The sequence below is a fragment of the Streptomyces ambofaciens ATCC 23877 genome (assembly GCF_001267885.1).
In the GTDB taxonomy this organism is placed as follows: domain Bacteria; phylum Actinomycetota; class Actinomycetes; order Streptomycetales; family Streptomycetaceae; genus Streptomyces; species Streptomyces ambofaciens.
Genome location: NZ_CP012382.1, coordinates 6,099,325 through 6,123,688, shown reverse-complemented (window position 1 = coordinate 6,123,688; position 24,364 = coordinate 6,099,325). Strand labels below are relative to the sequence as shown.

The following is a 24,364-nucleotide window of genomic DNA, read 5'->3' as shown; positions in this document are numbered from 1 at the left end:
CCGCCGCTAGCCCTCCTGTTTAAGGGTGGAGTTGAACACCACTCATTGGAAACCGTGACGCGACAGCCGTGTTTAAGGCGTGGGTTAAGGGCGTCGCATTTTCCTTGACAGACCACCCACTCCGGCGAATAGGTTGCTGGCTGATATTGCTGCCAGCCTTATTTTGCGGCGCTGGCCACGGTGACAAAGTGCGGTCCGAGTGGGAGAGATGGCAGTGACGCGACGGCCCCGTAAGATCGAGGACATCTACCCGCTGTCCCCCCTCCAGGAGGGACTGCTCTTCCACAACGTCCTCGAAGGGACCGCCACCGACGTCTACGTGGCCCAGATCACGACGGACTTCGAAGGCCCGCTGGACACCGAGGCGTTGCGGAACGCGTCCGCGGCGCTGCTCGCCCGCTACCCGAACCTGCGGGTGGCTTTCCGCCAGCGCAAGTCCGGCGAGTGGGCCCAGCTGGTGCTCCGCGAGGTGGACCTGCCCTGGCGCACCGTCGACCTCGGTGACCTGCCGGAGACCAGCCGGGCGAGCCGGGCGGAGGCCGAGGCGCTGGAGGACCGCAGCCGGCGCTTCGACCTGGGGCAGGCGCCGCTGGTGCGGTTCACCCTCATCCACCTCGGCGGGCAGCGGCACCGGTTCGTCCTGACGAACCATCACATTTTGCTCGACGGCTGGTCGATGCAGATCCTGATGAGGGAACTGCTCGCGCTCTACCTGGCCAAGGGCGACGACTCCGGGCTTCCCCGCCCGCGTCCCTACCGCGACCACCTGACCTGGCTCGCCGAACAGGACACCGGTGCGGCGATCCGCGCCTGGAGCGAGGCGCTGGCGGGCCTGGAAGAGCCCACGCGGGTCGCGGCGCTCGCTCCCGGACAGCCACCGGTGGTTCCGGAGCAGGTCCGGTTCGGCCTCGACGGCCGGGAGACGCAGGCGCTGACCGCGCTCGCCCGCGAGCACGGCCTGACCCTCAACACCGTGGTCCAGGGTGCCTGGTCACTGCTGCTGTCGAGGATCACCGGGATCGACGACGTGGTGTTCGGCGTCACGGTCTCCGGTCGGCCGCCGGAGCTCGACGGGGTCGAGGACATGGTCGGTCTCTTCATCAACACGCTGCCGCTGCGGCTGCGGCTGCGCCCGGCGGAGCCCCTGGCGGCCATGCTGGCCAGACTCCAGGAGGAACAGAGCCGGCTCCTCGCCCACCAGCATCTCGGACTCGCCGAGATCCAGAGACTGACCGACGTGGGGGAACTCTTCGACACCTCCATGGTGTTCGAGAACTATCCGCTGGACGCCTCCGGTCTCGACCGCGCGACCGACGGCCTCCGGGTCCTGCGCACCGAGGGTTACGACGCCACCCACTATCCGCTGGGTCTCGTGTGCATGCCCGACTCCACGCTGCGGTTCCAGCTGGACTACCGCCCCGACGTCTTCCGCCGCGAGGAGGCCGAGGAGCTGGCCGAGCACCTGCTGGGCATCCTGCGCCTTCTGCTCGACGCCCCGCACGCTCCGGTCGGCCGCGTCGACGCGCTCGCCGCGGGGCAGCGGGAGCGCCTGCTCGTCGACTGGAACCGTACCGAGCGTCCCGTACCGGCCGGCATCCTCCCTCGTCTCTTCGAGACCCAGGTGGCCCGTACCCCCGACGAGACCGCCGTGGTCTTCCAGGACACCCGCGTCACCTACCGGGAACTCAACGCCCGGGTGAACCGGCTGGCCCGGCTCTTCACCGAGCAGGGCGTCGGCCCCGAGGACGTCGTGGCCGTGGTGCTCCCCCGTTCCGTGGACTCCATGGTGGCGCTGCTCGCGGCGATGAAGGCGGGAGCGGTCTACCTCCCCGTGGATCCGGAGTACCCCGCCGACCGCACCTCGTTCATGCTGACGGACTCGGCGCCCTCGCTGGTGGTCACCGTCTCCACCGCGGCGGACCGGGTCGCCGTCCTCGACGGCTCGGGCGTCCCCGTGATCCGGCTGGACGGCGCGGAGACCCGCGACGCCCTCGACGGACGACCGGACACGAACCCGGTCGCCGCCCCCGTGACCCCGGCGGGCGGCGCGTACATCCTGTACACCTCCGGGTCGACGGGCCGCCCGAAGGCCGCCCTCATCACCCATGCGAGCCTCAGCAACCTGCTCCATCACCACCAGTACGAAGTCCTGAGCAGGGTGGTGGACTCCGTCGGCGGCCGCAGGCTGCGCATGGCCCACACGGCCTCCTTCTCCTTCGACGCGTCATGGGGCCTGTTCCTGTGGATGGCCGCGCACGGCCACGAGCTGCATCTGCTCGACGACGACACCCGTCATGACCCGGAGGCCTTCGCCCGGCAGGTCCACGAACAGCGCATCGACGTCGTCGACATGACCCCGTCGGAGTGCCAGCACCTGCTCCTCGCGGGTCTGCTGGACGCGGACCGGCACCGCCCCTCGCTCGTGGTCCTCGGCGGCGAGGCCATCGGCGAGGGCCTGCGCCGCGAACTGACCTCGGTGGACGGCCTCCTGGCGTTCAACTTCTACGGCCCCACCGAGTGCACCGCCGACAGCGTCACCGGTGTCGTACGCGACGCCCGCCCCGCCGAACTCGGCACACCCGTCTCCAACGCGCAGGTGTACGTCCTGGACGCCGCCCTGCGCCCCGCCCCGGTCGGGGTGGCCGGCGAGCTCTACGTCGCCGGCGCCGGCGTGGCCCGCGGCTACCTGGGCCGTCCCGGTCTCACCTCGGAACGCTTCGTCGCGAACCCGTTCGGTCCGGCGGGCTCCCGCATGTACCGGACCGGTGACGTGGTCCGCTGGACGGACGAGGGTCTGGTGGAGTTCATCGGCCGGGCCGACGACCAGGTGAAGGTGCGCGGCTTCCGGATCGAGCTGGGTGAGATCGAGTCCCTGCTGGGCGCCCACGGGTCGGTGGCCCAGGCGGCGGTCGTCGTGCGGGAGGACCGCCCGGGCGACAAGCGGCTCGTCGCGTACGTCTCCCCCACCGAGGGCGCCGGGGCGGACCCCGCCGCGCTGCGCCAGTACGTCGCGGAGCGGCTGCCCCAGCACATGGTGCCGGCAGCGGTCGTCCCGCTGCCCGAACTGCCCCTCACCCCCACCGGCAAGCTCGACCGCCGCGCTCTGCCCGCGCCCGACTGGGACGGCGCGATCGAGTCGGCACGGCGACCGCGGACCGGCCAGGAGGAGATCCTGGCCCACCTCTTCGCGGACGTCCTGGGCCTGGAACGCGTCGGCATCGACGACAGCTTCTTCGACCTCGGCGGACACTCGCTGCTGGCGACGCGGCTGGTCTCGCGTATCCGTACGGCTCTCGGAGTGGAGCTGTCGGTGCGGGCCCTGTTCGAGACGCCGTCGGTGGCGGGGCTGGCGGGGTTGCTGGGGCAGGCGGTGTCCGCTCGTACGCCGGTGGTGGCGCGGGCGGTGCGTCCGGAGCGGCTGCCGTTGTCGTACGCGCAGCAGCGGCTGTGGTTCCTGCACCAGTACGAGCCCGGCAGCGCCCTCTACAACATCCCCGTCGCCCTGCGCCTGACCGGCACCCTCGACGAAGAGGCCCTGCACGCGGCCCTCGCGGATGTCACCGCACGCCACGAAGCGCTGCGGACCGTCTACGCCCAGGACGACCAGGGGACCCAGGGCGCGCACCAGATCATCCTCACCCCGGACCAGGCGACACCCGCCTTCGAGGTACGGGAGGTCACCGAGGAGCAGCTCGACGGTGAGCTGTCCGACGCCGTGGGCCAGGGCTTCGACCTCACCCGCGACCTGCCGCTGCGCACCACCCTCTTCCACCTCGGTGAAACCGAGCACGTCCTGCTGCTGGTCGTGCACCACATAGCCGCGGACGGCTGGTCCCTCACCCCCCTCGCCCGGGACCTGACCACCGCCTACGGGGCCCGGATCGCCGGTCAGGCACCCACCTGGGCCCCGCTGCCGGTGCAGTACGCCGACCACACCCTGTGGCAGCGCGACGTCCTGGGCACCGAGGACGACCCCGACTCTGTCCTCAGCAAGCAACTCACCTACTGGACGGAGACCCTGGCCGGCCTCCCGGCCGAACTCGACCTGCCCACCGACCGGCCCCGGCCCACCACTCCGTCCCACCAGGGCGGCACCGTCACCTTCACCATCCCCGCAGAGCTCCACACCCGCATCACCCGCCTCGCCCGCCAGGAACAGGCCAGCACCTTCATGGTCCTCCAGGCAGCACTGGCCGTGCTCCTGTCCCGGCTGGGTGCGGGCACCGACATCCCGATCGGTTCGCCGATCGCGGGGCGGACGGACGACGCGGTCGAGGATCTGGTCGGCTTCTTCGTCAACACCCTCGTCCTGCGCACCGACCTGACCGGCAACCCCACCTTCACGGAGCTGCTGGCCCGGGTCAGGGAAACCGACCTCGCCGCCTACGCCCACCAGGACATCCCCTTCGAACGCCTCGTCGAGGCCGTCAACCCCGAACGCTCCACCAGCCGCCACCCCCTCTTCCAGACCATGCTCTCCCTGCACAACCTGGACTCGCGGACGGCCACGGCCTCCCTCGCGTCCTGGCCCGGTGTGGAGACGTCCGAGCAGTCGATCGGATCGAGCGCGGCACGCTTCGACCTCGCCTTCAACCTGGGAGAGCTCTACAACGACGACAGTTCCGCGGCCGGCATCGACGCGGAACTGGAGTTCAGCGCCGACCTCTTCGACCGGGAGAGCGCCGAGCTCCTGGGCCGTCGGTTCGTGCGGGTGCTGGAGGCGGTGGTGTCGGCGCCGGGGGCCCGGGTGGGCCGGGTGGGTGTGCTGGCGGTGGATGAGCGGCTGCGGGTGCTGGAGGAGTGGAACGACACTCGTTCGGCGGACGCGGACGCGGACGCGGGTGTTGGTGCTGGTGGCGATGTGGTGGGTCGTTTCCGGGCGCAGGTGGCCCGGGTGCCGGAGGCGGCGGCGGTCGTCTTCGGTGGGGTGGCGGTGTCGTATGCGGAGCTGGACGCCCGCAGTGACCGGCTGGCCCGGCTGCTGGTGGAGGCCGGGATGGGCCCGGAGCGGTACGCGGCGGTGATGCTGCCGCGTACGGCGGATCTGGTGACGGTGCTGTTGGCGGTGCTGAAGACGGGCGGTGCGTATCTGCCGCTGGACGCCGACTTCCCCGCGGAGCGGCTCGCCTTCATGCAGGAGGAGACCGGGCCGGTCCTGGTCATCGACGAGGAGTGGCTGGAGGGGGCGTGGGAGCGTGAGCCCCACCCGGCCACACACCTGCCCGCCCTCACCCGCCCCGACCAGGCCGCCTACGTCCTCTACACGTCCGGGTCGACGGGGCGTCCGAAGGGTGTGGTCGTCTCACGCGGCGCCCTGGCCAACCTGCTCACCGACATGCGTGAGCGGATTCCGCTGGCGGACGGGGACCGGCTGCTGGCGGTGACGACGGTCGGCTTCGACATCGCCGGGCTGGAGCTGTTCGCGCCGCTGACCGCCGGCGCGGCCGTCGTCGTGGCCCCCACGGGTGTCGTCCACGATCCCGAGCAGCTGCGCGCACTCCTCACCGGTGAGCAGATCACCGTCATGCAGGCCACGCCGAGCCTGTGGCGTTCGGTGGCCGACGACGCGGGCGCTGCCGCCGCACTCGCCGGTGTGCGGGTCCTCGCGGGTGGCGAAGCGCTGCCCGCCGACCTCGCCGACCGGCTCACCGAGGCCGCCGCTCAGGTCACCAACGTCTACGGGCCCACCGAAACCACCATCTGGTCCACCGCCACCACCCTGACCACCGGCGCCCCCGTCACCATCGGACGACCCCTGACCAACACCCGGGTGTATGTCCTGGACGACCACCTCCAGCCTGTCCCGGTGGGGGTGCCGGGTGAGCTGTACATCGCCGGCGAAGGCGTCGCCCGCGGCTACCAGCTGCGCCCGGCTCTGACCGCAGAACGCTTCGTCGCCGACCCCTACGGCCCGGCCGGCACCCGCATGTACCGCACCGGAGACGTGGTCCGCTGGACCCCCGACGGCCGGCTCACCTACCTCCGACGCGCGGATGACCAGGTCAAGGTCCGCGGTCACCGCATCGAACTCGGTGAGATCGAAGCACTGCTCGGATCGCATCCGGCGGTCGCTCGTGCGGCGGTCATCGTCCGTGACGAGCGGCTCGTCGCCTACACCACGGGTGAGGCGGTCACCCCTGAGGACCTGCGTTCTCATCTCGCCCAGTCTCTGCCCGCGTACATGGTGCCGTCGGCGTTCGTCGTGCTGGATGTGCTGCCGTTGACGGCGAACGGGAAGCTGGACCGCAAGGCTCTGCCCACGCCGCGGTGGGACGGTGTGGAGTCGTCGGGGCGCGGGCCGCGCAACGACCGGGAGGAGATTCTCTGCCATCTCTTCGCGGACGTTCTGGGCCTGGAGCGGGTCGGTATCGACGACAGTTTCTTCGACCTGGGCGGCCATTCCCTGCTCGCCACCCGCCTCGTCGCCCGCATCCGCACCACCCTCAGCGCCGAAGTACCGGTCCGCGCCCTCTTCGACACGCCGTCCGTCGCGGGCCTCGCTCACGCCCTGACCGGTGCAGGCCACGCAAGGGCAGCGGTGACGGCTCAGCCGCGTCCGGCACGCGTTCCGCTGTCGCCGGCCCAGCAGGGGCAGTGGTTCCTGCACAAGCTCGAAGGCCCCAACGCCACCTACAACATTCCCATCGCGCTGCGCCTGACCGGCACCCTCGACCAGGACGCCCTGCGCGCTGCCCTCACCGACGTCACCGCACGTCACGAAGCCCTGCGGACCGTCTACGCCGAGGACGACCAGGGCGCCCGCCAGATCATCCTCACTCCGGACCAGGCCACTCCGGTCTTCGAGGTGTGTGCTGTCACGAGTGACGGCCTCGTCGGCGCGTTGGCCGACGCGGCCCGCCACGCCTTCGACCTGACCCGTGAGCTGCCGCTGCGCACCACCCTCTTCCGTCTCGACGAGTCCGAGCACGTCCTGCTGCTCCTCGTGCACCACATCGCCGCCGACGAGGGATCGTTCGTCCCCCTGGCCCGGGACCTGACCACCGCCTACACCGCCCGCACCACCGGCCAGGACCCTGCCTGGGCCCCGCTGCCGGTGCAGTACGCCGACCACACCCTGTGGCAGCGCGACGTCCTGGGCACCGAGGGCGACCCCGACTCCGTTCTCAGCAAGCAACTCGCCTACTGGGAGGAGACTCTGGCCGGCCTGCCGGCCGAACTCGACCTGCCCACCGACCGGCCCCGGCCCGCCACCCCGTCCCACCAGGGCGGCACCGTCACCTTCACCATCCCCACCGACCTGCGCGAGCGCATCGAGGCCCTGGCCCGGCAGGAACAGGCCAGTACCTTCATGGTCCTCCAGGCAGCCCTCGCCGTCCTCCTGTCCCGGCTGGGCGCCGGCACGGACATCCCGATCGGCTCACCCATCGCGGGGCGCACCGACGACGCCGTCGAGGACCTGGTCGGCTTCTTCGTCAACACCCTCGTCCTGCGCACCGACCTGACCGGCGACCCCACCTTCACGGAGCTCCTGGCCCGGGTCCGGGAAACCGACCTGACCGCCTACGCGCACCAGGACATCCCGTTCGAACGCCTCGTCGAGGCCCTCAACCCCGAACGCTCCGCCAACCGCCACCCCCTCTTCCAGGTCCGCCTCGTCGTGCAGAACGCGGACCCCCGGTCCTCGGCGGGGAACGCTCTGGCACTTCCGGGGCTCTCGGTCTCCACGGAGGCGACCTCCGACGAGGGCGCGAAGTTCGACCTGCTGCTCCGCCTGTACGACGCGGACTCGGGCCTTGGCGGTGTGCTGGAGTACAGCGCGGACCTCTACGACGCGTCCACCGCGGAGTCCCTCGCCGAGCGCTTCGTGCGCGTGCTCCGCAACGCCGTCACGGATCCGGAGCGGCCCGTCGGCCGAATCGACGTCCTGGACGCTGCCGAGCGCGGCCGTCTGCTGGAGACCTGGAACGCCACCGCACGGGACGTCGAGCCGGCGAGTGTGGTCGAGCTGTTCGCGGCTCAGGTCGCCCGCACCCCCGACGCCGAGGCGCTGCTGTTCGAGGAGTCCACCCTCACCTACGCGGAGCTGGACGAGCGCAGCAACCGCCTCGCGCGTCTGCTGGTCGAGCACGGCGTGGGCCCCGAGCGGTTCGTCGCGGTGGCCCTCCCCCGTTCCGTGGAACTCATCGTGAGCCTTCTCGCCGTACTGAAGGCCGGAGGCGCCTACCTGCCCCTGGATCTCGACCAACCGGCAGAGCGGGTCCGTTACATGGTCGAGGACGCCGACCCCTTGCTGATCGTCACCGACGAGCGGTCGTCCGGCCTCCTGGCGGGGACACCCGACCGCAAGCTGCTGCGGTGGGACGCCGAAGAGACCAGGCGCGCGCCGTCCGAGGCATCGGGCGACGCGATCGGTTCCCGTGGCGGGACGGCGGCCGATCGGTTCCGTCCCGGTGGACTGCCCCTGCCGAACGACCCCGCGTACGTCATCTACACCTCGGGGTCCACGGGCCGCCCCAAGGGGGTCGTCGTCGAGCACCGCTCGGTGGGTGCCTACCTCCAGCGCGCGCGGCGTGTCTACCCGGATGCCGCCGGTACGGCCCTGCTCCACTCCCGCATCGCGTTCGACCTGACCGTGACGGCTCTCTACACCCCGCTGGTCTCGGGCGGCCGGGTACGCCTGGCCGACCTCAAGGACGAGTCGGGCAGCTCGGTCACCTCCGTCCGGCCGACCTTCATGAAGGCCACACCGAGTCACCTGGCTCTGCTGGGCTCCCTCCCCGACACCGCCTCGCCGACCGGCACACTCATGCTCGGGGGTGAGCAGTTGCTCGGCGAGAACCTGGCCGAGTGGCGCGCACGGCACCCCGACGTGACGGTCGTCAACGCCTACGGGCCGACCGAGGCCACCGTCAACTGCACCGACTACACGCTCGAACCGGGTGCTCCGACGCCGTCGGGACCGGTCCCGATCGGGCGACCGTTCTGGAACACCCGGGCCTACGTCCTGGACGCGAACCTGCAGCCCGTACCGGCCGGCGTTCCGGGCGAGCTCTACATCGCCGGCACCGGCCTGGCGCGCGGGTACCTGGGGCGCCCGGACATGACCGCGGAGCGGTTCGTGGCCAACCCGTTCGACGCGAGCGGCTCCGGCTCCCGCATGTACCGCACCGGCGACCTCGCGCTGTGGGGCAGGGACGGACAACTGCGGTACGTGGGCCGCGCCGACCAGCAGGTCAAGCTGCGCGGCTACCGTCTGGAGCTGGGCGAGATCGAATCGGTACTGGTGGGCATGACCGGTGTCCACCAGGCGGCGGTGCTCCTGCGGGAGGACGGCTCGGGAGACAAGCGTCTCGTCGCCTACGTCGTCCCCGGCACCGGCCACGGGACCGCCCCGACCGCGGCGACCCTGCGCGCGCACGCCGCGGAGAGCCTGCCCGACTACATGGTGCCGTCCGCCTTCGTCCTGCTCGACGCGCTGCCGCTGACCGCGAACGGCAAGCTGGACCGCGGTGCCCTTCCGGTACCCGTGGAGGACCGCGAGCCCAGCACTGCCGCCCAGAAGGCCCACAACCCGTGGGAAGAGGTGCTCGGCCGACTGTTCGCCGACGTACTCGGTGTCGAGGAGGTCGGCCGGGAGGACGACTTCTTCGAGTTGGGCGGACACTCACTGCTCGCCATCCGGCTGCTGGCGCGCGCCCGTTCGGCGCTCGGTATGACGCTGTCGGTGCGCGACATGTTCGACAACCCGACGGTCGCCGGCCTCGCCAGGCTGATGACGGTGGCCGGACGGACGGGTCGTCCGGTGGTGGCGCGGGCGGTGCGTCCGGAGCGGTTGCCGTTGTCGTACGCGCAGCAACGGCTGTGGTTCCTGCACCAGTACGAGCCCGGCAGCGCCCTCTACAACATCCCCGTCGCCCTGCGCCTGACCGGCACCCTCGACCACGACGCCCTGCGCGCCGCCCTCGCGGATGTCAGCACACGCCACGAAGCCCTGCGGACCGTCTACGCCCAGGACGACCAGGGCGCCCACCAGATCATCCTCACCCCCGACCGGGCCACACCCGCCTTCGAGGTACGGGAAGTCACCGAGGACCAGCTCGCCAGCGAGCTGTCCGACGCCGTGGGCCAGGGCTTCGACCTCACCCGCGACCTCCCACTGCGCACCACCCTCTTCCACCTCGGCGAGACCGACCACGTCCTCCTGCTGGTCGTGCACCACATCGCCGCGGACGGCTGGTCCCTCACCCCCCTCGCCCGGGACCTGACCACGGCGTACGCGGCCCGGATCGCCGGTCAGGCACCCGCCTGGGCCCCGCTGCCGGTGCAGTACGCCGACCACACGCTGTGGCAGCGCGACGTCCTGGGCACCGAGGACGACCCCGACTCCGTCCTCAGCAAGCAACTCGCCTACTGGACGCAGACTCTCGCCAGCCTCCCGGCCGAGCTGGAGCTACCCACCGACCGGCCCCGGCCCGCCGCTCCGTCCCACCAGGGCGGCACCGTCGCCTTCACCATCCCCGCAGAACTCCACACCCGCATCACCCGCCTCGCCCGCCAGGAACAGGCCAGCACCTTCATGGTCCTCCAGGCAGCCCTCGCCGTGCTCCTGTCCCGGCTGGGTGCGGGCACGGATATTCCGATCGGTTCGCCGATCGCGGGGCGGACGGACGACGCGGTCGAGGATCTGGTCGGCTTCTTCGTCAACACCCTCGTCCTGCGCACCGACCTCACCGGCAACCCCACCTTCACGGAGTTGCTGGCCCGGGTCAGGGAAACCGACCTCGCCGCCTACGCCCACCAGGACATCCCCTTCGAACGCCTCGTCGAGGCCGTCAACCCCGAACGCTCCACCAGCCGCCACCCCCTCTTCCAGACCATGCTCTCCCTGCAGAACGTCGACCCGGCAGCCGTGGCGACCGCCGGCCGGTTCCCCGGCCTGAGCGTGAGCCCGGTGGACGCGGAGGCGGCAGTCTCGAAGTTCGACCTGCTGCTCGCCATGCAGGAACTCGAGGCACCGGACGGTGGTCGATCAGGCGGCGTGCGGGCGGTGCTGGAGTTCAGCGCGGACCTCTTCGACCAGGAGAGCGCGGAACGGCTCAGCCGCCGGTTCGTCCAGATCCTGGACGCCGTGACCGCCGCACCGGACACTCGGATCGGCCACGCCCCCGTACTCGACACCGACGAACAGCACACCCTCCTCACCCAGTGGGCCCACGGCACCATCACGCCCAGCACCGACGATCACGACCTCATCGACCGCCTCCGCACCCACGCCACGCGCACCCCCGACGCCGCCGCCGTCATCTACGGCGACACCGCCACCTCCTACGCCGACCTGGACGCCCGTAGTGACCGGCTGGCCCGGTTGCTGGTGGAGGCGGGGGTGGGTCCGGAGCGGTACGCGGCGGTGATGCTGCCGCGTACGACCGACCTGGTCACGGTGCTGTTGGCGGTGCTGAAGACGGGCGGCGCGTATCTGCCGCTGGACGCCGACTTCCCCGCGGAGCGACTCGCCTTCATGCAGGAGGAGACCCGGCCCGTCCTCGTCATCGACGAGCAGTGGCTGGAGCGGGCGTGGGAGCGTGAGCCGGCCGCGGGTGGTGTGCTGCCTGCTTCGGTTGATCCTGCGCTGGCCGCGTACGTCCTCTACACGTCCGGGTCGACGGGCCGCCCGAAGGGCGTGGTCGTCTCACGCGGCGCCCTGGCCAACCTCCTCACCGACATGCGTCAGCGCATCCCGCTCACCAGTGAGGACCGGCTGCTGGCCGTCACCACCGTCGGCTTCGACATCGCCGGGCTGGAGCTGTTCGCACCGCTGACCGCCGGCGCGGCCGTGATCGTGGCTCCTTCGGGTGTCGTCCACGAGCCCGAGCAGCTGCGCGCACTTCTCACCGGTGAGCGGGTCACCGTCATGCAGGCCACGCCGAGCCTGTGGCGTTCGGTGGCCGATGACGCGGGTGCGGCCGCCGCACTCGCCGGTGTGCGGGTCCTCGCGGGTGGGGAAGCGCTGCCCGCCGACCTCGCCGGCCGGCTCACCCAGGCCGCCGCTCAGGTCACCAACGTCTACGGGCCCACCGAAACCACCATCTGGTCCACCGCCACCACCCTCACCGCGGGTGAGCCGGTGACCATCGGGCAGCCGTTGGCCAACACCCGGGTCTACGTCCTGGACGACCACCTCCAGCCCGTTCCGGTGGGGGTGCCGGGCGAGCTGTACATCGCCGGCGAAGGCGTCGCCCGCGGCTACCAGCTACGCCCCGGCCTCACCGCGGAACGCTTCGTCGCCGACCCCCACGGACCGGCCGGCACCCGCATGTACCGCACCGGAGACGTCGTCCGCTGGACCCCCGACGGCCACCTCACCTACCTCCGACGCGCCGACGACCAGGTCAAGGTCCGCGGCCACCGCATCGAACTCGGCGAGATCGAGGCGCTCCTCGGATCACACCCGGCGGTCGCTCGCGCGGCGGTCATCGTCCGCGACGACCGCCTCATCGCCTACACCACCGGCGAGACGGTCACCCCGCAGGACCTGCGCACCCACCTCACCCAGTCCCTGCCCGCCTACATGATCCCCGCGGCATTCGTCACACTCGACGCACTCCCCCTGACCGCCAACGGCAAGCTCGACCGCAAGGCCCTGCCCGACCCCGACTGGGACGGCGTGAACGCGTCGGCGCGCGGCCCCCGTACTCCGCACGAGGAAGTCCTCTGCCATCTCTTCGCGGACGTCCTGGGCCTGGAACGCGTAGGGATCGACGACAGCTTCTTCGACCTCGGCGGCCACTCGTTGCTGGCGACGCGGCTGGTCTCGCGTATCCGCACGGCTCTCGGAGTGGAGTTGTCGGTCCGCGCCCTGTTCGAATCGCCCTCCGTCGCGGGCCTGGCCCACGCCCTGGCGGGCGCAGGCCGGGCGAGGACGGCTGTGACCGCTCGACGGCGTCCGGAGCGGTTGCCGTTGTCGTACGCGCAGCAACGGCTGTGGTTCCTGCACCAGTACGAGCCCGGCAGCGCCCTCTACAACATCCCCGTCGCCCTGCGCCTGACCGGCACCCTCGACCACGACGCCCTGCGCGCCGCCCTCGCGGATGTCAGCACACGCCACGAAGCCCTGCGGACCGTCTACGCCCAGGACGACCAGGGGACCCAGGGCGCGCACCAGATCATCCTCACCCCGGACCGGGCCACACCCGCCTTCGAGGTACGGGAGGTCACCGAGGAGCAGCTCGACGCCGCCGTGGCCACCACGGCCGCCCAGGGCTTCGACCTCACCCGCGACCTCCCGCTGCGCACCACCCTCTTCCACCTCGGCGAGACCGAGCACGTCCTGCTGCTGGTCGTGCACCACATCGCCGCGGACGGCTGGTCCCTCACCCCCCTCGCCCGGGACCTGACCACCGCCTACGGGGCCCGGATCGCCGGTCAGGCACCCGCCTGGGCACCCCTGCCGGTCCAGTACGCCGACCACACCCTGTGGCAGCGCGACCTCCTGGGCACCGAGGACGACCCCGAAGCACCCATCAACCGTCAGCTGGCCTACTGGGAGCAGGCACTGTCGGGGCTCCCGGCCGAGCTGGAGCTGCCCACCGACCGGCCCCGGCCCGCCACCCCGTCCCACCAGGGCGGCACCGTCACCTTCACCATCCCCGCCGACCTCCACACCCGCATCACCCACCTCGCCCGCCAGGAACAGGCCAGCACCTTCATGGTCCTCCAGGCAGCCCTCGCCATGCTCCTGTCCCGCCTCGGCGCCGGCACGGACATCCCCATCGGCTCACCCATCGCCGGGCGCACCGACGACGCCGTCGAGGATCTGGTCGGCTTCTTCGTCAACACCCTCGTCCTGCGCACCGACCTCACCGGCAACCCCACCTTCACCGAACTCCTCGCCCGCGTCCGGGAAACCGACCTCGCCGCCTACGCCCACCAGGACATCCCCTTCGAACGCCTCGTCGAGGCCGTCAACCCCGAACGCTCCACCAGCCGCCACCCCCTCTTCCAGACCATGCTCAACCCCAACGTGCTGACCTCGGCGGTCACCGGCACCGTGGAGTTCGGGGACCTCAAGGCGGCACATCAGCCGAGCACCACGGGTACGTCGCGATACGACCTGTCGCTCTCCTACGCGGAGTTGGGCAGCTCGGAGGGCATCGACGCCGTGCTGGAGTTCAGTGCGGACCTCTTCGACCAGGGCAGCGCGGAACGGCTCAGCCGCCGGTTCGTCCAGATCCTGGACGCCGTGACCGCCGCACCGGACACTCGGATCGGCCAGGCTCCCGTACTCGACACCGACGAACAGCACACCCTCCTCACCCAGTGGGCCCAGGGCACCATCACGCCCAGCACCGACGACCTCGACCTCATCGACCGCCTCCGCACCCACGCCACGCGCACCCCCGACGCCGCCGCCGTCATCTACGGCGACACCGCCACCTCCTACGCCGACCTGGACGCCCGTAGTGACCGGCTGGCCCGGTTGCTGGTGGAGGCGGGGGTGGGTCCGGAGCGGTACGCGGCGGTGATGCTGCCGCGTACGACCGACCTGGTCACGGTGCTGTTGGCGGTGCTGAAGACGGGCGGCGCGTATCTGCCGCTGGACGCCGACTTCCCCGCCGACCGGCTCGCCTTCATGCGGGAGGAGACCCGGCCCGTCCTCGTCATCGACGAGCAGTGGCTGGAGCGGGCGTGGGAGCGTGAGCCCCACCCGGCCACACACCTGCCCGCCCTCACCCGCCCCGACCAGGCCGCCTACGTCCTCTACACCTCGGGGTCGACGGGTCGCCCGAAGGGCGTGGTCGTCTCACGCGGCGCCTTGGCCAACCTCCTCACCGACATGCGTCAGCGCATCCCGCTCACCAGTGAGGACCGACTGCTGGCCGTCACCACCGTCGGCTTCGACATCGCCGGGCTGGAGCTGTTCGCACCGCTGACCGCCGGCGCGGCCGTCGTAGTGGCCCCCACGGGCGTCGTCCACGAGCCCAAGCAGCTGCGCGCACTCCTCACCGGTGAGCAGATCACCGTCATGCAGGCCACGCCGAGCCTGTGGCGTTCGGTGGCCGACGACGCGGGCGCTGCCGCCGCACTCGCCAGTGTGCGGGTCCTCGCCGGTGGCGAAGCGCTGCCCGCCGACCTCGCCGACCGGCTCACCCAGGTCGCCGCTCAGGTCACCAACGTCTACGGGCCCACCGAAACCACCATCTGGTCCACCGCGACCACCCTGACCACCGGCGCCCCCGTCACCATCGGACGACCTCTGACCAACACCCAGGTCTACGTCCTCGACGACCACCTCCAGCCCGTCCCCGCACACGTCCCCGGCGAGCTGTACATCGCGGGTGAGGGAGTGGCCCGTGGGTACCAGCTGCGCCCGGCTCTGACCGCAGAACGCTTCGTCGCCGACCCCCACGGACCGGCCGGCACCCGCATGTACCGCACCGGAGACGTCGTCCGCTGGACCCCCGACGGCCACCTCACCTACCTCCGACGCGCCGACGACCAGGTCAAGGTCCGCGGCCACCGCATCGAACTCGGCGAGATCGAAGCACTGCTCGGCACGCACCCGGCGGTCACGCGTGCGGCGGTCATCGTCCGCGACGACCGCCTCATCGCCTACACCACCGGCGAGACCGTCACCCCGCAGGACCTGCGCACCCACCTCACCCAGTCCCTGCCCGCCTACATGATCCCCGCGGCATTCGTCACACTCGACGCACTCCCCCTGACCGCCAACGGCAAGCTCGACCGCAAGGCCCTGCCCGACCCCGACTGGGACGGCGTGAGCACGTCGGCGCGCGGCCCCCGTACCCCTCACGAGGAAGTCCTCTGCCGCATCTTCGCCGACGCTCTGGGCCTGGGACGGGTCGGCATCGACGACGACTTCTTCGACCTCGGCGGTGACAGCATCCGTTCGCTCCAGCTCGTGGCGCAGGCACGGCGCGAAGGCGTCTCGTTCACGGTGCGGGACGTGTTCGAGCACAGGACCGTGGCCGTGCTGGCGGCGAACGCCCGGTTCGACGCGGACGCCCCGGTGGTCGCCGACTTCGAGGCGGACGCGCCGCTCACCGGTCTCAGCCAGGAGGAGCTCGACCGCCTGCAGGCGGAATGGGGCGCGTGAGCCCCGTCGACACCGCAGCCCGGACGCCATCGAAACCACTGCCCCACGCCGGAGGAACACCCCATGCCCCTCGTGTCCGTCAACGGAATCAACCTGAACTACGACGACTCCGGTGGCGCCGGTGAGCCCGTCGTCCTGGTGATGGGCTCCGGAGCCTCCGGCCGTGCCTGGCACCTGCACCAGGTGCCGGCTCTGACGGACGCGGGTCACCGGGTCATCACGTACGACAACCGCGGGATACCGCCGACCGATGTCTGCGCCGAGGGGTTCACGGTGCACGACCTCGTGCGTGACCTCGCGGGCCTGATCGAACACCTCGGGCTCGGCGCGTGCCGCCTGGTGGGTACGTCCATGGGGGCGTACGTGGTGCAGGAGCTGGCTCTGGCCCGGCCGGAACTGGTGCGGCAGGCGGTTCTGATGGCCACCAGGGGCCGGGTGGACGCCATGCGGCGGGCGCTGACGGCGGCGGAGATCGAGCTCTACGACTCGGGGACGACGCTGCCCGCGCGGTTCGACGCGGTGGTCCAGGCCATGCGGAACCTCTCCCCGCGCAGTCTCTCGGACGACGCCGCCGTCAGTGACTGGCTGGACGTCCTGGAGGCCACGTCCGGCTCCGGTCCCGGGGAGCGTGTCCACATGACGCTCGATCCCGTGCCGGCGCGCCTCGACGCCTACCGGGCGATCACCGTGCCTTGTCATGTCATCGCATTCCAGGACGACTTGGTGACGCCTCCGGGACTGGGGCGGGAGGTCGCCGAGGCGATTCCGGGGGCCTCGTTCGAGGAGATCCCCGGGTGCGGTCACTTCGGGTACCTGGAGGATCCGGACGCCGTGAACAAGAGCGTCGTGGAGTTCTTCCGTCAGGTCCCCGACATTCCGGCGCATTGAGAACCGGCACTTCCGATTCCCTATCCAGCCGACCCGTGTGGCTTATCGCGCGCGGGCGAATCCCTGAATCGAGAACTGATGAGTCAACAGCACGACTGGCGGCCGCTGGAGATCACCCCGGAGAGCGCGGGTGTCGCGGCGACACCCGCGGGTCTCGCCGAATTCGTGAGTGACAGGGAGCGGATCAGCGAGATGCTCATCCGCGAGAAGGCTCTGGTGTTCCGCGGCTTCCGGGTGGACGACGGCACCCTGGATTCGGTGATGGATCCCCTGCTGCCCAACCGGCTCGCCTACGTGCACGGCAACTCGCCGCGCAGCAAGGTGGGGAGCAATGTGTACACCTCGACGGAATACCCGTCGGAGCTGACGATCTCCATGCACAACGAGCTGTCGTACGCGTACGCCTGGCCGTCGCGGCTGCTCTTCTTCGCCGCGCACGAGCCCACCACCGGCGGCGCCACGCCGGTCGTGGACGGGGTGACCTGGCTGGAGTCGCTGGCGCCCGAGGTCCGCGAGGCGTTCGCCGGGGGTGTGCGCTACACGCAGAACCTGCATGGCGGGGCCGGGCTCGGCAAGAGCTGGCAGGACACCTTCGAGACCGACGACCGGGCCGACGTCGAGGTCTTCCTCAAGGGCACGGAGGCCGAGTGGGAGTGGCTGCCCGACGGTGGTCTGCGGGTGACGCAGGTGCGGCCGTCCACGGTGCGCCACCCGGTGACGGGGGCGGAGGTGTGGTTCAACCAGTCCGACCAGTGGCATCCGGCCGCGCTCGGTGACGACATGGCCGCCGAGCTCGCCCAGATCCTGCCCGAGGGGGAGCTCCCGCAGTCCGTCCGGTTCGCGGACGGGAGCCCGATCCCGGCCGAGTACGTGATCGAGGTGCGCGACAAGGGGCTCGAGGCCGCCGTGGACGTCGACTGGCGCACCGGGGACCTCCTGCTGATCGACAACGTGCTGGTGGCGCACGGCCGGCGTCCGTTCACCGGGCCGCGACGGATCCTGGTCGCGATGTCCGACTGACCCTGCCCGGGTACGGCCCCGCCCGGGCCTGCCCGTCTCCGGCCCGGCGTCGTCGACGCGCTCCGACGACCCGCGCCTCCTGCCCGCTCCGTACCGGAAGAACAGGAATTCCGTCGCTATGACCCATGCCCCGAACACCGGCCTTCACGAGGACGCGCCGCGCGACGACGCGCCCGTCGAAGATCTCCGGCTGGACCACGTGGAACTCTACGTCGAGGACCTCGACCGCAAGGTCGCCGACTGGACCGGCGGTTACGGCTTCACCGTCGTCGGTACCGCCGGCTCCGCCGCGGAGGGCTTCCGCAGTGTCGCCCTGCGCCAGGGCCGGATTCTCCTGGTACTGACGGAGAGCACCTCTGACGAGCACCCGGCCGCCGCCTACGTCCACTCGCACGGGGACGGCGTGGCCCGCATCGCCCTGCGGGCTCCGGACGTGGCGGCGGTCTTCGACCACGCCGTGCGCAACGGTGCCCGGCCTCTTGCGGAGCCGGTGCGCCACGAGGGTCCCGGCGTGGTCGTCACCGCGACGGTGTCGGGCTTCGGCGACGTCGTGCACTCCCTCGTGCAGCGGGCCGAGGAGGACCCCTCGGGGCTCCCGGAGGGCTTCGTGCCGGCCGACGCCGAGGCGGACGGGCCGTACGCCGGCGGGAGCCGGTCCTCGGCGGACCTCCCGGGGCTCGTCGAGGTCGATCACTTCGCCGTGTGCGTGAACATCGGTGAGCTGGACGACACCATCGCGTTCTACCGGCAGGCTCTGGGTTTCCGGGAGATCTTCGAGGAGCGCATCGTCGTGGGCACCCAGGCGATGCTGTCGAAGGTGGTGCAGAGCCGGTCCGGCGACATCACCTTCACCGTCATCCAGCCGGACCCGGTGGCCGATGCCGGTCAGATCGACGAGTTCCTCAAGAACCACGACGGTCCGGGCGTCCAGCACATCGCCTTCTCCAGCGATGACGCCGCCCGTTCGGTCCGCACCCTGGGCGGGTCCGGGGTGGAGTTCCTCACCACTCCCGCGACCTACTACGAACTGCTCGGGCAGCGGGTGCAGTTGCGCAAGCACGACCTCGCCGAGCTGGGTGAGCTGAACATCCTCGTCGACGAGGACCACGGCGGCCAGCTGTTCCAGATCTTCACGCGCTCGACGCACTCGCGGCGGACCCTGTTCTTCGAGGTCATCGAGCGGCTCGGCGCGGAGACGTTCGGTTCGTCCAACATCAAGGCGCTGTACGAGGCCGTGGAGCTGGAACGGCATCGGGAGAACGGCTGGTCCAGGTGACGGCCCAGAGCCTCGCACCCGCCGCGCGGTCCGTGAGCGCCGCGGGCGCCGCGGGCGATGCGGACGGCACGGGTGGCAGGGGTGGCGGGCCGGCCGGTGTGCCGTTGCGCCTGGACGACGTCGAGCGCGCCGCCGCCGCCGTACTCCCGGACGCCGTACGGGACTTCGTGGCGGGAGGCAGCGGGTCGGAGCGCACGCTCGCCGACAACCGCGCCGCCCTGGACCGGATCCGGGTCGTGCCGCGGGCGCTGCGGGACGTGTCGGCGTGCAGCGCCGCCACGACGCTGCTGTCGCGGCAGGTGGCCATGCCGGTGGCCACCGCGCCGATCGGGTACCAGAAACTGGTGCACCCGCAGGGGGAGCTCGCCGCGGCGGCCGCCGCGAAGGCGGCGGGTGTCCCCTTCACCGTAGGGACCCTGAGCAGCTTCCCGCTGGAGCAGGTGGCGGCGGTCGGGGCGACCACCTGGTTCCAGTTGTACTGGCTGCGGGACCGTGCCCTCTCCTTCGACCTGGTGCGCAGGGCCGAGGCGGCCGGGTGCGCCGCCGTGATGCTGACGGTGGACGTGCCGTGGATGGGCCGCAGGCTGCGGGACATGAGCAACGGCTTCGCGCTGCCGGACGGCGTCGTGGCCGCGAACTTCACGACGGGTACGGCGTCCGAGGCGCACCGGGCGAGTCCGGGCGGTTCGGCGCTGGCGGCGCACACGAGCACGGCGTTCGACCCGTCGCTGAGCTGGGCGGACCTGGAGGAGTTGCGGCGGCGCACCCGGCTGCCGCTGATCGTCAAGGGGCTGCTCGACCCGGCGGACGCGGTGCGGGCGGCCGAGGCCGGGGCGGATGCCGTGGTGGTCTCCAACCACGGCGGACGGCAGCTGGACGGCGCGGTGGCGAGCGCCGACGTGCTGGAGGCGGTGTGCGCCGCGGTGGCCGGGCGGTGCGAGGTGCTGCTGGACAGCGGCGTCCGCAGCGGCACCGACGTGCTGAAGGCGCTGGCCTCGGGGGCGAGCGGCGTGCTCGTCGGGCGCCCGCTGCTGTGGGGGCTGGCCACCGGCGGGGCGGAGGGCGCCCGCGGGGTGCTCGGGCTGCTGGCGGAGGAGTTCCGCGACGCCCTCGGGCTGGCGGGCTGTTCCGGGGTGGCCGAGGCGCGGCGGCTTCGCGTGCTGCGGAGGGCGTCGCAGGACGGTACGGGTGTCGGCGAGGGGGCGGTGTGGCGGTGATCCGGGATTCGGCGGAGCAGGCGGACGGGAGCGGGACCGGTTCCGGCCGGGCGGCGCAGCTGCACACCTCGGCGCTGCACGGCTCGCTCGAGGACGAGGCGTTGAGCTCGATGAACTTCCTCAACGAGATCGCCCAGCGCTTCCCGGACGCGGTGTCGTTCGCGCCCGGCCGTCCGTTCGAGGGTTTCTGGGACACCTCCCTGGTCCACGACTACCTGCGGCGTTTCGAGCGGTACCTCAGGGAGGACAAGGGCTTCGACGAGGACCAGGTCCGCCGCACGCTGCTGCAGTACGGGCGTACCAAGGGCATCGTGCACGAGCTGGTCGCCCGGCACCTGGAGGTCGACGAGGGCATCGTGGTCGATCCCGAGGCGGTCGTGGTGACCGTCGGGTGCCAGGAGGCCATGTTCCTGGTGCTGCGGGCGCTGCGCTCGGACGAGCGGGACGTGGTGCTCACGGTGTCGCCGCGTTACGTGGGTCTGACGGGGGCGGCCCGTCTGGTGGACATGCCGGTCCTCGAGGTGGAGGGCGGGCCCCGCGGTGTGGACCTGGAGAGCCTCACGGCGGTGGTGAGGGACGCGCGGGCGCGCGGGCTGCGGCCGCGGGCCTGCTACCTGGTGACGGACTTCTCCAATCCGTCGGGGGTCAGCCTGGACCTGGAGACCCGGCACGCGCTGCTGGAGCTGGCGGAGCGGGAGGACCTGCTGCTGCTGGAGGACAATCCGTACGGCTACTTCAGCGCCGACGGGGTGCGCCTGCCGACGCTGAAGGCCCTCGACGAGCGGCGCAGGGTGATCTATCTGGGCTCGTTCGCGAAGACGGGTCTGCCCGGCGCCCGGATCGGCTACGTCGTCGCCGACCAGTCGGTGGCGGACGCCGGCGGCGGCATCGGCCCGCTGGCCGACCAGCTGTCGAAGATCAAGAGCATGGTGACGGTGAACACGTCGCCGATCGCCCAGGCGGTGATCGGGGGGAAGCTCCTGACCCACGGCTGTGACCTGTACGGCGCGAACGAGCGTGAGATCGCGGTGTACCGGGGGAACCTGGAACGTCTGCTCGCCGGCCTGGAGCGGCATTTCCCGCCCGGCGGGGGCACGGGGGTCCGGTGGAACGTGCCGCGCGGAGGGTTCTTCCTCGTGGTGACCGTGCCGTTCGAGGCGGACGAGAAGCTGCTGGAGACCTCCGCCCGCGACTACGGGGTGCTGTGGACGCCGATGTGCTACTTCAGCTCGGATCCCGAGGCGGCCCGCCAGATCCGGCTCTCCTACAGCCTGGTGACGGACGATCAGATCGACCTGGGGCTCGAGAGGTTCGCGGCCCTCGTCACGCAGCGACTGGGCTGACGTGGCATCGGATCGACGCCGGGCCCGAGCGGCCGGGAGTTGGGGTGTCCTATGCGTACTGCGGTCATAGTCGGGACGGGTCTGGTCGGTACGTCCGTCGCTCTGGCACTGCGGCGACGGGGGGTCGACACCTATCTGCTCGACAGTGACCCCACGGCCTCGCGCACGGCGGAGGCGCTGGGAGCGGGCCGGGCCCGGGAGCCGTCCGCGTGCGCGGACGTGGCGGTGCTGGCCGTTCCGCCCGTGCAGGTGGCGCCGGTCCTGGCGGATCTGCAGAAGCGGGGGACGGCCCGCTTCTACACGGACGTGGCCAGCGTGAAGTGCCTGCCGGGCCAGGAGGTCGAGGCGCTGGGCTGCGAGCTGACCTCGTTCGTGGGCGGGCATCCGCTGGCCGGCGGGGAGCGGTCCGGTCCCCTGGCGGCCCGGGGCGACCTCTTCGACGGCCGGCCGTGGGTGCTCGTCCCCTCGGAGCGCACCGGGGATCCGGCGCTCAACTGCGCCCTGGAACTGGTCTCCCTGTGCGGTGCCACGCCGGTGCTGCTGGACGCGGAGGCGCACGACCGCGCGGTGGCGCTCGTCTCGCACGTGCCGCATCTGGTGGCGAGCCTGACGGCGGCGCGGCTGCTGGAGGGCAGCGAGTCCGCCCTCCGGCTGGCCGGTCAGGGCCTGCGGGACGTCACCCGGACCGCCGCGGGCAGTCCGGCGCTGTGGACGGACATCCTGTCGGCGAACGCCGGCCCGGTGGCCGAGGTGCTGGAGGCGCTGGCCTCCGACGCCCTGGGCGTGGCCGAGGCGCTGCGGCGGGTCGAGCGACAGGGCGGGGACGCCGGGAGCGGGTCGGTGGCACTGTCCGAGCTGCTCCAGCGGGGAGTGGACGGAAGGAACGGCATCCCGGGCAAGCACGGGGTGCCGGACGCGCACTTCGCGGCCGTCGAGGTGTCGGTGGGCGACAGCCCGGGAGAGCTCGCGCGGCTGTTCGCGGACGCGGCGAAGGCCGGCGTGAACATCGAGGACATCGACATGGAGCACTCCTCCGACCGGCTCATGGGCCGGGCCCGGCTGGCGGTGCTGCCGGGCCGGGCCGGCGTCCTGGCGGACGAACTGCGCCTGGGCGGTTGGACGGTGCGGCTGGCGGACTGGCCGGGCGGCCAGGGGACGTAGGGCGGCGCGCCGGGACGAGTGGGGGGTGGAGACCGTCGGGTACGGGGGGCAGCCCCCACTCGGTACGGTCTCCACCCCCCACTCGTCCGTCCGTCGTGGCTCTCGTCCGCGTGTCGCGCCCCGGCCGTGTCTCCCGCTCACGGCCGTGCGTCGCGCTCGCGCGGGGCGAGGTCGCTCAGGAGACCCGACAGGCCAGGCCGCCGTCCGCCACCTGCAGGGGCGCGGAGAGGGGTCTCTTCCGGCCGACGGCGAAGGGCTGCCGCTGCCGGGGGACGCGGGTCTCCCGGCCGCCACCCGCGTTGGCGAGGGTCATCGTCTCGGGCTGGGCGGGTGCCGCGTGGAATTTCCCGTTCAGTACGGCCCGGCCCAGGCCGGTGATGCGGTGGATGACCGTGTTCCGGTCCCGTTCGGAACGGATCAGGCCGGCGTTGCGCAGTATGCCGGTGTGCTGGCTGACAGCGGCCGCGGAAGTACCCACACGGCGCGCGAGTTCACTGGTGGTGCCGCCGACCAGGGTGAGCCTCAGCAATTGGGCACGGGTGCGTCCCATAAGCGCGTCCAGCGCCTCGGCGTCCTTTGCCTGGGCCGTCCACAAGGAACGCGTTTCCGCGGGAGCAAGTCGGACAGAGAAGACGAGGACCGGCAATTCGCTGGTCCCTCCAACATTAGGCAAAAACACCGCGGGCCGTGACCCGAGGAAGATCGACGGAGCTATCAGGATCCCTTTACCGTTGACTTCGATTTCACTGTCCTCGCCCCCGGGTATTTCCAGATACGGCCGTTTCCAGGAAATTTCCGGGTGCAGTGAATTCAGCAGGCTCTCGCCCCCCTCGGGCGCTCTCCGCATCCGCTCCTCGCGCTCGGCACCCAGGCGCACCAGCATCTGGGGCCAGTAGGGGCCGACCGACGCGTCGGTGTACCGCTCGATCGCGGAGCGGACGTCCCCCCGTCTGAGTCCTTGCGGCAACGACCGTTCCTCGGCCGCGGAGTTGCCCTCCCCGGCAAGCAGCCAGGTCAGGTCCGAGGTCCGACGCAGAGCGGAGATGACGCCGAGGTCGAGCCGGCCGGACCGGAGCCGGTCGGACACCTGCTCCTCCCACTCCCGGAACCCCGGCTCGCCTCTGCCGCCCATCTGACGAACGGAGAATATCGCTTCTGAGACAGGTCCCAGAGTGGTCATCATGCGTACATTTTCGACACTCTCGCCGTTCAAACGTATCCGCTGCATCGTTCCCCCACTACGCTAGCCAGATCACGCAACCTCAGACCATATCACCCGGACCGGTCGGCTTCGCGAACGCCAAATCCGTGCGGCCAATATGCGACCGGCCCGAGGCAGTAGTTCCCAAAGTAACGCGTCCGAATCGAACACGGTAGCGCAGGA

At 71.4% G+C, this 24,364-nt stretch carries 8 protein-coding genes; 7 read left to right on the top strand and 1 reads right to left on the bottom strand.

Annotation, left to right across the window (positions count from 1 at the left end; genetic code table 11):
- Positions 1-208: 208 nt before the first annotated feature.
- The 7 genes from SAM23877_RS26900 to SAM23877_RS26870 all read left to right on the top strand — a co-directional run bounded on the left by SAM23877_RS26900 (position 209) and on the right by SAM23877_RS26870 (position 22,980).
- Positions 209-16,075 (top strand): non-ribosomal peptide synthetase, encoded by a 15,867-nt coding sequence (locus SAM23877_RS26900; protein ID WP_079030456.1) that lies wholly within the window; start codon positions 209-211, stop codon positions 16,073-16,075.
- A gap of 63 nt (positions 16,076-16,138) precedes the next feature.
- Positions 16,139-16,963, top strand: coding sequence for an alpha/beta fold hydrolase (locus tag SAM23877_RS26895; RefSeq protein WP_053138579.1), 825 nt, complete (start codon positions 16,139-16,141; stop codon positions 16,961-16,963).
- A 78-nt stretch (positions 16,964-17,041) separates the two neighbouring features.
- Positions 17,042-17,983, top strand: coding sequence for a TauD/TfdA family dioxygenase (locus SAM23877_RS26890; protein WP_053138577.1), 942 nt, complete (start codon positions 17,042-17,044; stop codon positions 17,981-17,983).
- A gap of 118 nt (positions 17,984-18,101) precedes the next feature.
- On the top strand, positions 18,102-19,259 hold the full coding sequence (gene hppD / locus SAM23877_RS26885) for a 4-hydroxyphenylpyruvate dioxygenase (RefSeq protein WP_079030455.1): 1,158 nt from the start codon (positions 18,102-18,104) through the stop codon (positions 19,257-19,259).
- Between the two features lie 98 nt (positions 19,260-19,357).
- Positions 19,358-20,476 (top strand): alpha-hydroxy acid oxidase, encoded by a 1,119-nt coding sequence (locus SAM23877_RS26880; protein WP_053142909.1) that lies wholly within the window; start codon positions 19,358-19,360, stop codon positions 20,474-20,476.
- A complete protein-coding gene (locus SAM23877_RS26875; protein ID WP_342342866.1) occupies positions 20,473-21,819 on the top strand; it encodes an aminotransferase-like domain-containing protein in 1,347 nt (448 codons plus the stop codon). Before SAM23877_RS26880 ends, SAM23877_RS26875 begins: the two co-directional genes overlap by 4 nt.
- Before the next feature lie 51 nt (positions 21,820-21,870).
- Positions 21,871-22,980 (top strand): prephenate dehydrogenase, encoded by a 1,110-nt coding sequence (locus SAM23877_RS26870; RefSeq protein WP_053138572.1) that lies wholly within the window; start codon positions 21,871-21,873, stop codon positions 22,978-22,980.
- A gap of 175 nt (positions 22,981-23,155) precedes the next feature.
- Here SAM23877_RS26870 and SAM23877_RS26865 read toward each other — a convergent pair whose 3' ends face one another.
- The gene (locus tag SAM23877_RS26865) at positions 23,156-24,163 is read right to left on the bottom strand and encodes an ArsR/SmtB family transcription factor (protein WP_053138569.1); all 1,008 of its coding nucleotides are present in this window, start codon (positions 24,161-24,163) and stop codon (positions 23,156-23,158) included.
- Positions 24,164-24,364: the final 201 nt, after the last annotated feature.

Coding starts and splice junctions, on each gene's coding strand:
- SAM23877_RS26865 (WP_053138569.1), bottom strand. CDS start 24,163: ATGATGACCACTCTGGGACCTGTCTCAGAAGCGATATTCTCCGTTCGT.
- hppD (WP_079030455.1), top strand. CDS start 18,102: ATGACCCATGCCCCGAACACCGGCCTTCACGAGGACGCGCCGCGCGAC.
- SAM23877_RS26900 (WP_079030456.1), top strand. CDS start 209: ATGGCAGTGACGCGACGGCCCCGTAAGATCGAGGACATCTACCCGCTG.
- SAM23877_RS26870 (WP_053138572.1), top strand. CDS start 21,871: ATGCGTACTGCGGTCATAGTCGGGACGGGTCTGGTCGGTACGTCCGTC.
- SAM23877_RS26890 (WP_053138577.1), top strand. CDS start 17,042: ATGAGTCAACAGCACGACTGGCGGCCGCTGGAGATCACCCCGGAGAGC.
- SAM23877_RS26895 (WP_053138579.1), top strand. CDS start 16,139: ATGCCCCTCGTGTCCGTCAACGGAATCAACCTGAACTACGACGACTCC.